Origin of the sequence: Streptomyces sp. NPDC058239, from assembly GCF_042882185.1 — a bacterium.
In the GTDB taxonomy this organism is placed as follows: domain Bacteria; phylum Actinomycetota; class Actinomycetes; order Streptomycetales; family Streptomycetaceae; genus Streptomyces.
Map to the genome: position 1 here is coordinate 61,097 of NZ_JBHVWS010000025.1, position 15,582 is coordinate 76,678.

The 15,582-nt window shown below is 70.6% G+C and carries 13 protein-coding genes; 11 read left to right on the plus strand and 2 right to left on the minus strand.

The window, feature by feature from the left end; genetic code table 11:
- The first annotated feature begins 52 nt into the window (after positions 1-52).
- The 9 genes from ACFVYE_RS25265 to ACFVYE_RS25305 all read left to right on the plus strand — a co-directional run bounded on the left by ACFVYE_RS25265 (position 53) and on the right by ACFVYE_RS25305 (position 9,713).
- On the plus strand, positions 53-817 hold the full coding sequence (locus ACFVYE_RS25265; protein ID WP_383973129.1) for a CoA transferase subunit A: 765 nt from the start codon (positions 53-55) through the stop codon (positions 815-817).
- Positions 817-1,473, plus strand: a complete 657-nt coding sequence (locus tag ACFVYE_RS25270; RefSeq protein WP_383973127.1) for a CoA transferase subunit B — start codon at positions 817-819, stop codon at positions 1,471-1,473. The genes ACFVYE_RS25265 and ACFVYE_RS25270 overlap by 1 nt, the downstream gene beginning before the upstream one ends.
- Complete coding sequence (locus ACFVYE_RS25275) at positions 1,470-2,660, plus strand: thiolase family protein (RefSeq protein WP_389607434.1); 1,191 nt, start codon at positions 1,470-1,472, stop codon at positions 2,658-2,660. Before ACFVYE_RS25270 ends, ACFVYE_RS25275 begins: the two co-directional genes overlap by 4 nt.
- 10 nt (positions 2,661-2,670) lie before the next feature.
- Positions 2,671-3,441 carry a protocatechuate 3,4-dioxygenase subunit beta gene (gene pcaH / locus ACFVYE_RS25280; protein ID WP_383973123.1) on the plus strand — a complete coding sequence of 257 codons (771 nt, stop codon included), beginning with the start codon at positions 2,671-2,673 and terminating at the stop codon, positions 3,439-3,441.
- Positions 3,441-4,007 carry a protocatechuate 3,4-dioxygenase subunit alpha gene (gene pcaG, locus ACFVYE_RS25285; RefSeq protein ID WP_383973120.1) on the plus strand — a complete coding sequence of 189 codons (567 nt, stop codon included), beginning with the start codon at positions 3,441-3,443 and terminating at the stop codon, positions 4,005-4,007. Before pcaH ends, pcaG begins: the two co-directional genes overlap by 1 nt.
- A complete protein-coding gene (pcaB, locus tag ACFVYE_RS25290) occupies positions 3,976-5,412 on the plus strand; it encodes a 3-carboxy-cis,cis-muconate cycloisomerase (protein ID WP_389607435.1) in 1,437 nt (478 codons plus the stop codon). Before pcaG ends, pcaB begins: the two co-directional genes overlap by 32 nt.
- 59 nt (positions 5,413-5,471) lie before the next feature.
- Positions 5,472-6,644: a 3-oxoadipate enol-lactonase gene (pcaD, locus tag ACFVYE_RS25295; protein ID WP_389607436.1), complete on the plus strand. Its 1,173-nt coding sequence runs from the start codon at positions 5,472-5,474 to the stop codon at positions 6,642-6,644.
- 5 nt (positions 6,645-6,649) lie between these two features.
- The gene (locus ACFVYE_RS25300; protein WP_389607437.1) at positions 6,650-7,828 is read left to right on the plus strand and encodes a 4-hydroxybenzoate 3-monooxygenase; all 1,179 of its coding nucleotides are present in this window, start codon (positions 6,650-6,652) and stop codon (positions 7,826-7,828) included.
- A gap of 190 nt (positions 7,829-8,018) precedes the next feature.
- A complete protein-coding gene (locus tag ACFVYE_RS25305; RefSeq protein WP_383973112.1) occupies positions 8,019-9,713 on the plus strand; it encodes an IclR family transcriptional regulator C-terminal domain-containing protein in 1,695 nt (564 codons plus the stop codon).
- Between the two features lie 312 nt (positions 9,714-10,025).
- On the opposite strand, the gene ACFVYE_RS25310 is transcribed toward ACFVYE_RS25305, so the two are convergent.
- Both ACFVYE_RS25310 and ACFVYE_RS25315 read right to left on the minus strand, forming a co-directional pair.
- Complete coding sequence (locus tag ACFVYE_RS25310; protein ID WP_389607438.1) at positions 10,026-10,802, minus strand: NAD-dependent epimerase/dehydratase family protein; 777 nt, start codon at positions 10,800-10,802, stop codon at positions 10,026-10,028.
- Positions 10,803-11,240: 438 nt separating this feature from the next.
- A complete protein-coding gene (locus tag ACFVYE_RS25315; RefSeq protein WP_389607439.1) occupies positions 11,241-11,885 on the minus strand; it encodes a hypothetical protein in 645 nt (214 codons plus the stop codon).
- Between the two features lie 281 nt (positions 11,886-12,166).
- Between ACFVYE_RS25315 and ACFVYE_RS25320 the strand changes: the two genes are divergently transcribed.
- A complete protein-coding gene (locus ACFVYE_RS25320; protein ID WP_383973106.1) occupies positions 12,167-12,895 on the plus strand; it encodes a DUF6333 family protein in 729 nt (242 codons plus the stop codon).
- Between the two features lie 156 nt (positions 12,896-13,051).
- Complete coding sequence (locus tag ACFVYE_RS25325; RefSeq protein ID WP_389607440.1) at positions 13,052-15,394, plus strand: hypothetical protein; 2,343 nt, start codon at positions 13,052-13,054, stop codon at positions 15,392-15,394.
- Positions 15,395-15,582 lie beyond the last annotated feature (188 nt).

Genomic DNA, 15,582 nt, shown 5'->3' on the forward strand with positions numbered 1-15,582 from the left:
CAACAATATGAACTTAAGTTCACCTGGCGAACACATAATAAAAGGCGGGCGGATGGACAAGGTGGTCGCCTCGGCCGCAGAGGCCGTGGCAGATGTCCACGACGGTGCGTCGTTCGCGGTCGGTGGCTTCGGCCTCAGCGGCGTACCGAACACACTGATCCAGGCGGTGTACGACACCGGGGTCGGCGGACTGGGTGTGGTCTCCAACAACTGCGGCGCGATGGACTCCGGTCTCGCGGTCCTGCTCTCGGCGGGCCGGATCGCCCGGGTCACAGGCAGCTACATCGGCGCGAACAAGGAGTTCGCCCGGCAGTACCTCGCGGGTGAGCTGGAGGTCGAGCTCATCCCCCAGGGCACCCTGGCCGAGCGGCTGCGCGCCGGCGGTTGCGGCATCCCCGCCTTCTTCACACCGGCCGGCGTAGGCACGCAGGTCGCCGACGGCGGACTGCCTTGGCTCTATGACGGCGCAGGCGGGGTCTCGGTGGCATCGCCGCGCAAGGAGACCCGCGAGTTCGACGGCGTCGAGTACGTGCTGGAGCGGGGTATCACCACCGACTTCGCACTGGTCCGGGCCGCCAGGGGGGACCGGCACGGCAACCTGGTCTTCAACAAGTCGTCCCGCAACTTCAATCCGCCGGCAGCCATGGCCGGCCGGATCACGATCGCCGAGGTCGAGGAACTGGTCGAGCCGGGCGAGATCGACCCGGACCAGGTCCATCTGCCGGGCATCTTCGTCCAGCGGGTGGTGGCGCTCACTCCCGAACAGGCCGTGGACAAGAAGATCGAGAAGCGTACGACCAGGAAGGTGTCGGCCTGATGGCCTGGACGCGAGACGAGATGGCCGCCCGCGCGGCCCGCGAGCTGCGCGACGGTGAGTACGTGAACCTCGGCATCGGGCTGCCCACACTGATCCCCAACCACCTTCCCGACGGCGTCCAGGTCGTCCTGGAGTCGGAGAACGGAATCCTCGGCACCGGCCCGTTCCCCCGCGAGGACGAGGTCGACCCGGACCTGATCAACGCCGGCAAGGAGACCGTCACCGTCCTGCCCGGCGCCTCCTTCTTCGACTCTGCGCTCTCCTTCGGGATGATCCGCGGCGGCCACATCGACACCGCCGTGCTGGGCGCCATGCAGGTCTCCGCCCGTGGCGACCTCGCCAACTGGGCCGTTCCCGGCAAGCTGGTCACCGGCATCGGCGGGGCCATGGACCTGGTGCACGGGGCCCGGCGGGTCATCGTGACGATGACTCACACCGCCAAGGACGGCAGCCCGAAGATCGTCGAGGAGTGCACACTGCCGCTCACCGGCCGGACCTGTGTCGACCGCATCATCACCGACCTCGGCGTCCTGGACGTCACCGACGACGGCCTCGTCCTGGTGGAGAGTGCCCCGGGCGTCACCGCCGAGGAGATCCAGCGCCTGACCGCCGCCCCGGTCCGGATCGCCGCGGCGGTCGAAGTGAGCGCGCGATGATCCGTCAGCTGCGCGAGGTCTACATCGTCGACGCCGTCCGCACCCCGGTCGGCAAGTACGGGGGCGCCCTGTCCGGGGTGCGCCCCGACGACCTCGCTGCCGGAGTGCTGCGGTCCCTGCTGACCCGTACACCGGAGCTCGACCCGGCTCGGATCGACGACGTCCTCTTCGGCAATGCCAACGGCGCCGGTGAGGAGAACCGCAACGTCGCCCGGATGGCCGTGCTGCTCGCCGGACTGCCCGTCACCGTCCCCGGCAGCACCGTCAACCGGTTGTGCGCCTCCGGCCTCGAAGCCGTCGTCCAGGCCGCCCGCGCCATCGCGGTCGGCGACGCCTCCGTCGCCGTCGCGGGCGGCGTGGAGTCGATGAGCCGCGCCCCCTGGGTGCTGCCAAAACCCTCGCGTGCCTTCCCGGCCGGCAACCAGGAGCTGTTCTCCACCACGATCGGCTGGCGCATGGTCAACAAGCGCCTGGAGCCGCAGTGGACCGTCCCGCTCGGCGAGGGCGCCGAACTGATCGCCGACCGGTACGGCATCACCCGCGCGCAGCAGGACGCCTTCGCCGTGGCAAGCCATGAGAAGGCCGCCCGCGCCTGGAAGAACGGCCTGTACGACGGCGAGGTCGTGTCCGTCGACGGCGTCGGCCTGACCCGCGACGAGACCATTCGGGACAACACCTCGCCCCAGTCGCTGGCCGGGCTGAAGCCCGTCTTCCGCCCGGACGGCACGGTCACCGCCGGCAATGCCTCGCCGCTCAACGACGGCGCCGCCGCGCTGCTGCTCGTGGACGAGGAGGGCCTGAGGGCCACCGGTCGTGAGCCGCTGGCATGCGTCCGCGCCTCGGCCGTCACCGCCGTCGAGCCGCAGTACTTCGGCCTCGGCCCCGTCGAGGCCGTCAGAAAGGCCCTGACCAGGGCCGGCCGCGGCTTCGGCGACCTGACCACGTTCGAACTCAACGAGGCCTTCGCCGCCCAGTCCCTGGGCTGCCTGGCCGAATGGCCCGGCCTCGACCCCGCGGTCGTCAACCCGCGCGGCGGAGCGATCGCCATCGGCCACCCGCTCGGCGCCTCCGGTGCCCGTATCGCCGGAGCCGTCGCCCACCAGCTCGCCGCCGCGGGCTCCGGAACCGGCCTCGCCGCCCTGTGCATCGGCGTCGGACAGGGCCTCGCCCTGGTCCTGGAAAGGTAGGAAACCCCGTATGACCACCCCTCTGACCCAAGGTCGGATCTCCGAGGAGATAGCCGAGCAGCGCGAGGCCTACGCCAAGGCCGTGGCGGCCGGTGCGCCCGCGAGGAGCCACCCCGACCGCGGTTACGCCCCTTACCGCAGCAGCGTCCTGCGCCACCCCTGCAAGCCGCTGGTCGCCCTGCACGACCCCGAGGCCGTGGAGCTCTCCGGCCCGGTCTTCGGCGTCACCGATGTCACCGCCCTCGACCACGACCTGACCCGTCGGCACCAGGGCGAGCCGCTCGGCGAGCGCATCAAGGTCACCGGCCGGGTGCTGGACCGGGACGGCCGCCCGGTGCGCGGCCAGCTGGTCGAGGTCTGGCAGGCCAACGCCTCGGGCCGCTACGCCCACCAGCGCGACGACCATCCCGCCCCGCTCGATCCCAACTTCACCGGTGTGGGCCGCTGCCTGACCGACGACCAGGGCGCGTACGAGTTCGTCACCGTCAAGCCGGGCGCCTACCCCTGGCGCAACCACGTCAACGCCTGGCGTCCTGCCCACATCCACTTCTCGCTCTTCGGCAGCGCCTTCACTCAGCGGCTGATCACCCAGATGTACTTTCCGGGGGACCCGCTCTTCGCCTACGACCCCATCCTCCAGTCCGTCACCGACGACTCCGCGCGCCGGCGGCTCGTCGCGACGTACGACCACGACCTGTCCACCCCCGAATGGTCGCTCGGCTACCGCTGGGACATCGTCCTCGACGGTCCGGCCGCCACCTGGATCGAGGAGGGCCGCTGATGTCCACCACCCCGTCGCAGACCGTGGGCCCGTTCTACGGTTACGCGCTGCCCTTCGCGAAGGGCGGCGAGATCGCCCCCGCCGGACACCCCGACGCCCTCACCGTCCACGGCTACGTCTACGACGGCGCCGGGGCTCCCGTCCCCGACGCCCTCATCGAGATCTGGCAGCCCGCACCCGACGGCTCGCGCCGCGGCGCGCCCGGCTCGCTGCGCCGCGACCCCGTCACCGGAGCGGTCATCGGCCGGGGCGACGTCGGTTTCACCGGCTTCGGCCGCGTCGGGACCGACGCGGACGGCCACTACGAGCTGCGTACGCTGCCGCCCGGCGGTGTCCCCTACCTCTCGGTGATCGTCTTCGCCCGTGGTCTGCTGCACCATCTGCACACCCGGATCTACCTGCCCGGCCTGACCGACACCGCGGCCGACCCGCTGCTGGCCGGCCTGGAGCCCGAGCGCCGCGCCACGCTCCTCGCCGTCGCCCACGGAGAGCGGCTGCGCCGCTTCGACATCCGGCTGCAGGGTGACGGTGAGCATGAGGAGACGGTCTTCCTTGCCTTCGACTGACTCCGCCGAGGACCACGGCCTGCTCTCCCCGGGGCAGACCGGGTCACCGGTCGAAGCCGCCACCGGCGACGCCGCCTACGTCCGCGCGATGCTGGACGCCGAAGCCGCGCTGACCCGCGCGCAGGCCGCGCTGGGCCTCGCCCCCGCCGCGGCGGCGCAGGCCGTCACAGCGGCGGCCGCCGAGACCGCCCGCTACGACGTCCGGGATCTCGCGCTGCACGCCCGCTCCGGCGGCAACCCCGTCATCCCGCTCGTCGCCGACCTGACCGCGGCCGTCGCCGAGCACGACCGGCAGGCCGCCGCCCATGTGCACCGCGGCGCCACCAGCCAGGACATCCTGGACACGGCCGCCATGCTGGTCGCCGACCGCGCCCTGGAACCCGTCCTCGCAGACCTCGGACGCGCGGCCGGCGCCCTGGCGCGGCTCGCCGCCGAGCACCGCGACACACCGATCGCCGGACGCACGCTCACCCAGCACGCCGTGCCCACCACCTTCGGCCTCAAGGCCGCCGGCTGGCGCTCACTGGTGCTCGACGCCCACGAACGCCTCGCAGCCGTCCGGGCAGCGCTGCCCGCACAACTCGGCGGAGCGGCCGGCACCCTGGCGGCCTTTCACGCCTTCGCCGAGGCCGACGGCTCGACCGCCGACCCGGATTCCGGCCCGGACCTGGGCCTGCGGCTGCTCGCCGGCTACGCCGCCGAGACCGGACTGGCCGAGCCCACGCTGCCCTGGCACACCCTGCGCACCCCCGTCGCCGACCTGGCAGGCGCCCTCGCCTTCACCGCCGGGGCACTCGGCAAACTCGCGGCGGACGTCCTGTCGCTGTCCCGTACGGAGATCGGCGAACTCGGCGAAAGCAGCGGCGGCGGCTCCTCCGCCATGCCGCACAAGGCCAATCCGGTCCGCGCCACACTGATCGCCGCCGCGGCCCGGCAGGTCCCCGCCCTCGCGTCCGTGCTCTACGCCGGGCTCGCCGCCGAGGACGAGCGCCCGGCCGGCGCCTGGCACGCCGAGTGGCAGCCCCTGCGCCAGGCCCTGCGCCTGGTCGGCGGAGCCGCCCGCGACGCCGCCGAACTGGCCGAAGGCCTGCGCGTCCACCCGAACCGGATGCGCGACAACCTCGACGCCACCCACGGCCTGATCATCAGCGAGCGGCTCACCTCGGTGCTGGCGGCCCTGATCGGCCGCAGCGAGGCCAGGCAGGCGCTGACCCGGGCCTCCCGCCGCGCCGTCGAGCAGGGTATGGACCTCGACGAGGCCCTCCGGGAGGAACCCGGCATCGCCGGCGCCCTCCCGCAGGACCGACTGCGTGAACTGACCGACCCCACGCAGTACGCCGGCTCCGCGGGCGCCCTCGTGGACCGCGCCCTGCGCCGCACCGGCACCGCCCAGAACCCGACCTGATGAAGCGTCAGGTTTCGACGGCACCGGACGGCCCCGCACACTCAGCACGAGGAGACCGCATGAGCACTTCTGCCCCCTCGCAGCGTCTGCTGCACCACCGTGTGGACGGCCGGGACTCCGCCCCACCGCTGATCCTGGGCCCTTCGCTCGGCACCTCGCTGGCCGTGTGGGACCCCCAGACCCCGTCGCTGGCCCGGACCCACCGAGTGGTGCGCTGGGACCTGCCCGGCCACGGCGGCTCCCCGGCCTGCCTGCTGCCCGACGGCGGCACCGTCGCCGACCTCGGGAAGCTGGTCCTCGGCCTCGCCGACGCGCTCGGCATCGAGGAGTTCGGCTACGCCGGTATCTCGCTCGGCGGCGCCGTCGGCACCTGGCTCGCCGTGCACCACCCCGAGCGGGTCACCTCGCTCGCGATCCTCTGCTCCTCGGCCCGCTTCGGCCTGCCGGAGGGCTGGTGCGACCGCGCGGCGCTGGTGCGCGCCGAGGGCACCGGCCCGGTCGCGGAGACCGCCCCCGCCCGCTGGTTCACCCCGTCCTTCGCGGCCTCCCCGGCCGCGCGGGCGATGGTCGACGACCTGTCCGCGGCCGATCCCGGGGCCTACGCCGGGCTCTGCGACGCACTCGCCGGCCTCGACCTGCGCGCCGAGCTGTCTCGCATCACCGCGCCGACCCTGGTCGTCGCAGGCCGCGAGGACCTGGCGACGCCTGTCGCACACGCCCGCGAGCTGGCCGACGGCATCCCCGGCGCGGCCCTGACCGAGGTGGCGCACGCCGCGCACCTCGCCAACGTCGAGCGTCCGGTGCCCGTGCTGGCAGCCCTGCTGGGACACTTCGCGACCGATGCCGCCCCGCCCGCCGACGACGTCTCCCGGTACGACGCCGGTATGGCCGTGCGCCGCGCCGTGCTCGGCGACGAGCACGTCGACCGGGCGGTCACCCGCACCACCGACTTCACCGCCGGTTTCCAGGACTTCATCACCCGCTACGCATGGGGCGAGATCTGGACCCGGCCCGGACTGAGCCGCCGGACCCGCAGCTGCATCACCCTCACCGCGCTGGTGGCCCACGGCCACCACGAGGAACTGGCCATGCATGTGCGGGCCGCGCGGCGCAACGGTCTCACCCCCGCGGAGATCGAGGAAGTCCTGCTCCAGTCGGCCGTCTACTGCGGCGTGCCCGCGGCGAACGCCGCTTTCGCCATCGCGAACCGCATTCTCGAAGAGGAGAACTGACCGCCATGGACCACACCACCGTCGGCATCATCGGCGGCGGCCCTGCGGGCCTGCTGCTAGCCCGGCTCCTGCACAACTCCGGCGTCGACTGCGTCGTTCTGGAGAGCCGTGACCGCACCTACGTCGAGCAGCGCCAACGCGCCGGCATCCTCGAACAGAGCACGGTCGACGTGCTGCGGGAGTCCGGCGCGGGCGAACGGCTGGACCGCGAGGGTCTGGTCCACGACGGCATCGAGCTGCGCTGGGACCGCCGGTCACAGCGGATCGACTTCCCGTCGCTCACCGGCGGCCGCAAGGTGTGGGTGTACGCCCAGACCGAGGTCGTCAAGGACCTGATTGCCCTTCAGGTGGTGGACGGCGCACCGCTGTTGTTCCAAGCCCAGGTGAACGCGGTCGCCGGAGCCGACACGGACCGGCCCGTCATCCACTACACCCACCAGGGCCAGGACAGGACGCTCAGCTGCGACTACATCGTGGGCTGCGACGGGTTCCACGGCGTGACCCGCAGGGCGGTCCCGGACAGTGTCATGAGTACCTTCGAGCGGGTCTACCCCTACTCGTGGTTCGGCATCCTGGCCGATGTCCCGCCGTCCTGCGACGAGCTGATCTACGCCCACTCGCCGCGCGGCTTCGCCCTGCACAGCATGCGCTCGACCACGGTCAGCCGGCTGTATCTGCAGGTCCCGAACGGCACCGACCCGGCCGACTGGCCGGACGACCGCATATGGGACGAGCTCGACGCCCGTTTCGCGACGGACGGCGACTGGCAACTCGCACGCGGCCCGATCACCTCCAAGGCCGTGCTGCCGATGCGCAGCTTCGTCACCGAGCCCATGCGCTGGGGCCGGATCCTCCTGGCCGGCGACGCCGCCCACATCGTGCCGCCCACCGGTGCCAAGGGGCTCAACCTCGCTGTCTCCGACGTCGTCGTGCTCGCCCGGGCCTTCGCCCATCTGAAGGACAGCGGCTCCGCCGAGCTGCTCGACGCGTACTCGGACACCTGTTTGCGCCGGGTGTGGCGCGCGGAGCACTTCTCGTACTTCATGACGACGACCTTGCACACCGACCCGGGTCAGAGCGCATTCGAGACCCGGCTCCAGGTCTCCCAGCTGGACCGCGTCTCGTCGTCCCGGCACGCGGCTGCGGAGCTGGCCGAGAACTACGCGGGCCTGCGCATCGGTTGAACTCCTGCTGACGCAGCGGCGGTGCGGGGCCCGAAGAGGGCCACGCACCGCAGGCGTTGCCCGGGGCCGGGCGGCGGTCATCCCGTCGGCACAGGCGAAGCGGGAGCGCAGGGCCCGACCGCCTCGCGCGGCCGAAGGGTCCGGCGGGTACGGTTTCCGCACACCCCGGAGGCTCGACGAGGAGGACCGCATGCCGCATGCCGCGACCGCATCCGAGGCGGACGCCGCAGAACCCGGCGGCGACCCGGTCGGGCCGCTGGAGCGCGGTCTGGCCGTGCTTCGCGCCCTGGCCGCCCACCCCGGACCGCGGATGCGCCCCGGCGATCTGGTCCGCGCCACCGGCCTGGCCCGCTCCACCGTCGACCGCATTGTCACCACCCTCACCCACCTGGGATATCTGCGCATCGAGGACGACCGCGACGTGCTGCTCGCTCCGCGCCTGATGGAGCTGGGCAATGCCTACCTCGCCTGCTCCGGTCTCCCCGACGCCCTGGAACCGCTCGCCGTCGCGTTGGCCGACGAGCTGGACGAGTCGGTCTCCCTCGCGGTACCGGACGGCGCCGGGGTGCGGTTCATCAGCCAGTCCACCCGGCGGCGCACCATGGCGCTGGCCTTCCGGATCGGCGACCTGCTGCCCGCCGAGCGCTGCGCCCCGGGCGCCCTCTTCGCCGCCGACTGGAGCCCCGAGCAGCAAACCGCCTGGCTCACCCGGCTGCGCGAAGACCCCCGTGACGCCGGCTTCCCCGCCGTTCCTCCCCGCTCGGCGCCACCGGCCCCGGACGAGGTGGAGTCGGCCTTCCGGCAGCGGGTGGCGGATGCCCGGGACACCGGCTGGGCCGCCGACGACCAGCTGATCGAGCCCGGTCTGGTAGCCGTCGCGGTCCCCGTCCACGCACCCGACGGCAGCACCGTATGTGCGCTCAGCGTGGTCAGTCACACCAGCAGGCACAGCGCTCGGTCGCTGGCCGAGCACGCCCTGCCCCGGCTGCGGGAGTACGCGGCGCGGATGGAGGCAACACTGGCCTCCCCCGCGCCGGCGCACACACCGCTCGCACCCGGCGGCCCGGACAACTCACGCGCCGCCAAGGCGGAGCTGGGTCCGGAATTCCTGCAGTCGCTGACCCGGGGGCTCGCCGTGCTCACCGCCCTGGGATCGGCACCCGGTGGGCTCACCCTGTCCGGCGCCGCGGAGGCCACCGGTCTGGCCCGCGCCACCGCCCGCAGGGCGCTGCTGTCCCTCCAGCAGCTGGGGTACGCGGCCCCGGCCGGTGAGGGGCGCCAATTCACGCTGCTGCCCACGGTGCTGGAACTGGGCTACGCCCGGCTCTCCCGGCTGACCTTCGCGGAGATCGCGCAGCCCCATCTGGCCCGACTGGTGGAGCAGGTGCACGACTCGGCGTCCGTCGCGGTGCTGGCCGACGACGACATCATGTACGTCGCCCGGGTGCACACCGTACGCATCATGAGCGTCAACATCACGGTCGGCACCCGTTTCCCGGCGTACGCCACCTCCATGGGCCGGGTGCTGCTGGCCGGTCTGCCCGAGCGGGAGGCGGCCGAGCGGCTGGCCCGCGCCCCGGTGCGGCCGCTGACGCGGTTCACCCGGGTCGACGCCGCCGATCTCGCCGAGGCCGTGGCGCAGGCCCGACGGGACGGTCATGCCCTGGTGGACCAGGAGCTGGAGGAGGGTCTGCGGTCGATCGCGGTGCCTGTGCACGACCGCACCGGCCGGGTGGTGGCCGCCGTGAACGTCTCCACCCACGCCAGCCGGGGCACCCTGGACGACGTACGGCGAACAGTGCTGCCCGCGCTCACGGCGGCGGCTGCCGCGATCGAGGAGGACCTGGCGGTCGTGACGGAACGGGCCCGGCTCGCGATCCCTTGACGGCTCCGGCTCGCGATCCCCTTTGTGTCGCCCGGATCAGTGCCGCGTACAGGTCGTCCAGGCCGCGCGCCGACCGGGCCAGGATCTCCGCCGGGTCGGCGATCAGCAGCACGTCGAACCCCAGGCCCTTCGCCCGGCGTACCCCCAGAGCACCTCACGGCCACCAATCATGAAAGACCACGGTCGGCCCTCGGAGTGACGCATCGGCACAACGCCAAGGGAACAGCTCCGTTCGTCCGGGAGAGAGTGCGGGCCGGGGGCAGGCATCGGATCCTGCAGCTGACATGCCCGGCCACAGCAGCTGACCGGTCTTCACATGTGCCGGAGCGTGTATTCCGCGCCGGCATACTCGCCGCCCTGCGGATCGCTCCCGGCCGGGTCTCCGCCCGCCGGAAGACGCGATGCGAAGGCTTCGGCATCGTCCACGGGCATGTATCCCAAATCCGCCCCGGTACCGGTATCCCAGAAACGGCGGGTGTTGGCAGAGACCGCGTACACGGTCTCGAAGCGCACGTCCGGAGCGGTGAGAGCCGCACGGACGAAGCCGAGGCCGTCGCGGGGACTCAACCACGTGGACAGATGCCTTCGCTCGCTCGGCGTGTCCTCGAAACTCCCGATACGCAGGCACACCACCGACAGACCGAACTTGTCCGCATACAGGCGTCCGAGCGCCTCCACCGCAACCTTGCTCACCCCATACAGCCCGTCCGGACGCGCGGGCATCACGGGTGTCACGGTCTCCGCGACCGGATAGAAGCCGCTCACACGGTTGCTGCTGGCAAGCACGACCCGTCGCACCCCCTGCCGGCGTGCGCCCTCCAGCACGTTGTGCGTCCCCCGGACATTCCCGTCCAGCAGATCCGGCAATGGCGCTTCATCGGGGACCCCACCCAGATGCACCACCGCATCCACGTCCTTCAGGACTGCTGTCACCGCTTCAGCATCACGTAGATCAAGCCGGTGAACATCCTCCGTCGGCGACTGCGCAGTGAGCCCGGCACGATCGATGAGCACCAGCCGCGCCACCTCATCACGCAAGCCGGCCCGCATCACCGATCCGATCCGCCCGGCGGCACCCGTGATCGCCACAGTCTCAAGTCTCATTCCCATGACGACCACCCTGCCGCACACCACCGACATCCGGACCTCTGCGAACCTCCCCGCGGGCGACCGGAAGCGACGCACCGGAGCAACTCCGGCCGGCCTGCCCGGACATCACCAACGCCTTGCGACCTGCCGCGCGCCTTCACCGACCTGGTCCGCCACCGCCGCGGCCACCTGCCGGGTGAGTGGATCCGGCAGGCGGAACACTGCGACCTGAGGCCGATCCGCTCCTTGACCAGCTTCCTGCGCCCGGACATCGATGCCGTCGCAACCGGACTCCCCCTGCCCTACCGCTCCTGCGTGGTCGAGGGCCACGTCTGCAGAATCGGACTCCTCAAACGGAGCATGTACGGCCGCGTATCCGTCGCACTCCTCCGAGCTCGGATTCTCACCCCACCGCGATGCCGGCCCTTGCACCGAAACTCAGCTTGGGTAGCGAGGAGATTCGTTGCGCAGCCTCCAGATCTCCTTCCACCGCCGGGCCTGCTCGGCCGCCAACAGCGGGTCGGGCGCATCGGCCCGCTGCACCGCGAGACTGACCCCGCATTCCCTGCACAACTGATGGATCCGGTGGGCTCCGTCGTACCAGACGGCGGTGTTGTCCCGCTTTCCGCATACACGGCACGTCAGCGCAGGAGCTTCATCGGGCGGGACCGATGACCGGAGCACCCGCTCGACCACCGCAGGCAGCGGCTCGTCTGGATGGATCGTCGGCTCGGGACAGTAGGCGATGTTCCCCCACCCACGCTGCCTGCTTCGCCAGGACTCGTCTGCTTTCACCTGCCGAAAGCCGCGCGCTTTGTCCGCTCGGCGACTTTTGGCACAGGCGCGCTCGTCGGCAAGCCAGAGCTGTCGGGCGTGGTGCAACTCCTCGACGGCCCGTATGAGCGAGCTCGGATCCTTCTCCAGATTCTTGGGAATCCCCGCGCTGAGGCAGAGGTGGTGATAGGTGGCTCGGAAGCCGTAGGGCGCGAATTGGACGAGGCAGGACCGCAAATTCGTATGCCGGACGCGTGCGGGCAGGCCCTCGTCGTAGACCCGTCTCCGGTGCGTGTTGAAGCTGCTCATCCCAGGACGCTACGGCCTGCCACGCACGAAACGCACTTCACTTTGGCGGGCCGTGTTCTGCCACGCGATCACTGGCGGTTTCATCAGGTGGACGCGCCCGCGTTGTTTCTGATCCCAGGACCACCCCTCAAGGGAGGTCGGCCGGATCGTCCCGAACTCCCCGCCGCGACGTCTGTCAAAGGCCCTCGCTATCGTGGCGCCCTTGACGCTCTCCTCCCCCAGGGGAGGGGATTCTCACGGTTCGCGCCGTGATCCTTCCTGATAGCCACGGAGGTAATCCGATGACTGACAACGACTTCTGGGAGTGCCCGCCGGAGCAGGGCGTCGCGCAGCACGGGGAGTTCAGGCTAACCCTCGTTGAGCAGCCCTTCCTCACCGGTGGAAGGGTTCTGCCCGCTCATGACCCGGCACGGGCGCGGGAGTTCGCCGCTGCTCTCGGCACCGTCGACACGGTGGTGGAGGAAGTTGACCGGATCGAGGCGACCGAGCGGCTTTCCTTCGCCACCCGCGCCGACCTCGACCTGGTCGGTGTCGGATGCTGGGGAACGGTGACCGAGGTCAACGATCCCGCCCTGGTGTCCACCGGGGGGACCTTCCCCCTCGCGGAGCAGGCGGACGAACTGGCCGAGCGCTTCCCCGGATCGGTCATCATCGGCTCGGCGAGGATCGACCACAACGTGGCCTACGGCACCCACGTGATCTACCACCCGGACGGGGCACGCCTGTTCGCCGCAGGATGGAGCGGAGAAGAGGACTGGGACCGCGAAGGCACCCCGCAAGACATCATTGGCGCCTTCGGTATCGGCCCCGATGCCCTGGAACGACAGGGCATCGACCTCGACGCCGACCCCGGGTCCTTCTCCTGGGAAGGTCTTACGCGGCTCGCCCTCCAGCGCGTCACCCCGCTGCTCCGCAAGGGCCGCACACTGTCCGTGTTCCGCGTCCGGCACACCGAAGGGACCACCGGCGACCTGGAAGACACCTGGATCGGCGAGTTCGACGAGTTCTGACCGTAACGATCCGAAAAAAAATGGCGAGTTGGCGGGGACATGCCGCCTTAACTCCGAAACCCTCGACCGGCTCACCCCTAGTGTGGACAACGGGCGGCGCAACCAGACCAGTTGACCTCGCAACCCACGGCGCCGTGTTCCCAGGGGGAGAAGCCAGTGAACATTCAGATACATCAACCTGCGCGCCGTCGGCGCGTGTGGGCGCGCCTCGCGCTCGCCCTCACCGCCGCGGCAGCCGTGACCCTGACCGGCCTGCCCGGCCTCGACCAGGCGGAGGCCGCGAAGGCGCCCAACGTCAAGCCGGTGCGGTGCGACGAGAAGTTCCTCAAGAACAAGTTCCCCTCCACCCCGGCCAACTCCGGGCCGCCGGACAGTCTTCCGTACGACGCGTGGCAGACCGACGAGAACTACACCTACGACAACCCCGCCAAGGCGTATGACGGGGTGCTGCCGCCGACCGACGCCCAGCGCACGGCCGCGGGAACGAACTACCGCAAGTGGCAGCGCAAGTACAACAAGACGAAGAACCCGGCGGACAAGGTCATGGAGATCTACGCCCGCTACAACAGCCAGTACAACAGCCCCAAGGGCTACCAGGACTTCAAGCGCTACCTCGACGTGCGCTACATCGGGAACCACGGCAACCCGCCCCGGGGTGAAGCGTTCGAGGCCCGCATGGTCAAGAAGTACAACATGGTCGGTCCCGACTGGTGGTGCCAGGACCCGATCGAGTACACCGACCCCGAGACCGGCGAGAAGCGCACCCGCGTCGTGGACGCCCACAACCGGCGCACCGAGCGCAAGGTTGAGATGAAGTCCAACGGCAAGATCGAGAGTGACCAGCTCACAGCCGACCGGCAGATCGCCAAGGAGAGGCCGAAGTCGACGTTCCGGTACCTGACCGGCGCCAAGACCGAGGATTCGACGAAGAAGAAGATCGCGCAGTTCGACGAGGACCTGAGGCGGGACCGGGGCACCAACCGCACCCAGGCCGGGGTCAACGAACGCCGGTCGAACGCCATCGAGCGCACCCAGAAGCCGAACGTCTACACCAACTACGACAAGCGGTTCAACCCCGATCCGCTCAAGGGCGGCCGGGGACCGATCATCGACCAGGCCCTGCGGTCCGGAAAGACGGTCGAGGAAGCGCGCCGGCTTCAGGCGATGTACAACCAGAACAACCGCGGCGGCTACTTCGGCCGCGGGCCGGGCGGCATCGACTTCTCCACCTTGGAGATCAACTACGTCGGTACCCCCGTCAAGGGCAAGGGCCTCGACTATTCGATGAAGGCCGGCTACGTCAAGGACCCGGACGAGAACCCCGGCTACGGCGGTGACGCCAAGCTCCAGCTCGCCTCGGACGCCTTCTTCACCTGGCTCGCCCTGACCCCGGACAAGTTCTGGGTCAACCTCAACCCGATCCGCCCCGACGTGATCATGGACAAGGAGTTCGCCGAGACCGACGCCGGGCGCGTCCTGCTGGAGGCCGACCTGACCCTCAAGCACGACTACGCGGATGCGATGAATCCCGACAAGTACGAGCGCGGGGAACGCTTCTGGCGGGCAGCCCCCCGCACCCCGGAAGGCATGCCGTGCCTGCCCATCATCCGCCAGTGGATCACCCCGAAGCCTGCGAAGATCCGGGAGCAGGACGGCGGCATCTACATCCTGGACGCGCCGCTCAAGGTCAACATGGAGGTCCCGACCGGACCCGATGTGCCGCCCAACGCCTGCAAGCTCACCGAGGCGCAGACCAAACAGGCCGAGACCCTGATCCTCACGACGATCCAGCCGGAGCTCGAGCGCCGCGTCAACGACGACAAGTCGTACGCCGACCTGCGCCGCGTCTACTCCTCGAGGGTGGCTGCCGAGTACATCCGCCGCCAGGACGCGGTCAGCCCCACCGACTTCCGCAAGATCATCAACAGCAATGACGTCAAGCGGTGGCCGCTCAGGGACGAGAACAAGGACTGGGACAAGAAGACCGTCTACGACAAGTACGTCGACTCGTTCAAGAACGGCGACTACAAGTTCGAGCGCGTCTACGACGGCAAGGTGTGGATCCTGTCCATGGGCGGGGTCGACTTCTCCAAGGCGCCGAAGAAGAACATCAGCCGCACCCAGTTCAACACGCAGCACCGCGGCTTGGACAGGACCACCAAGACATCCGTCCGGGCCGAGGTGACCTACCAGGACAGTGAGACCGCCTACCTCGGCGGGTCCACCTCCGACCAGCCCACCAGCCCGGAGGACCCGAAGCCGACGCCGACCGGTTCGGACGGCCCGAAGCCGACCGACACCCCGTCGACCCCGGCACCCGACCCGTCCACGCCCGGCGGTGACAAGACGACTCCGCCGGCGAAGGACCCGCACGGTGACCTCGCCGACACCGGCAACAGCACCCCCGTCGGCCTGATCGCCGCTGTGGCTGCGGGACTCGCAGTCGCAGGCGGGGCGCTGACGTGGTGGATGCGACGCCGCAGGGCCGCGGGCAGCTAGCCCGTCCGACGGCGTCTTCGCACGCACGTTGTCCCCCGCACCCGTGCCCAGGGTGCGGGGGACAGCCATTTCCGTGCTCCGGCAGCACCTCGATCGCCCTGGCCACATGGATCAGATCGTTGTTCTGGCCCAGGTCGATTCGTTGGAACCACTCCCGCTGAGCGAGATTGTCGCCGTCAGTGCTCTGA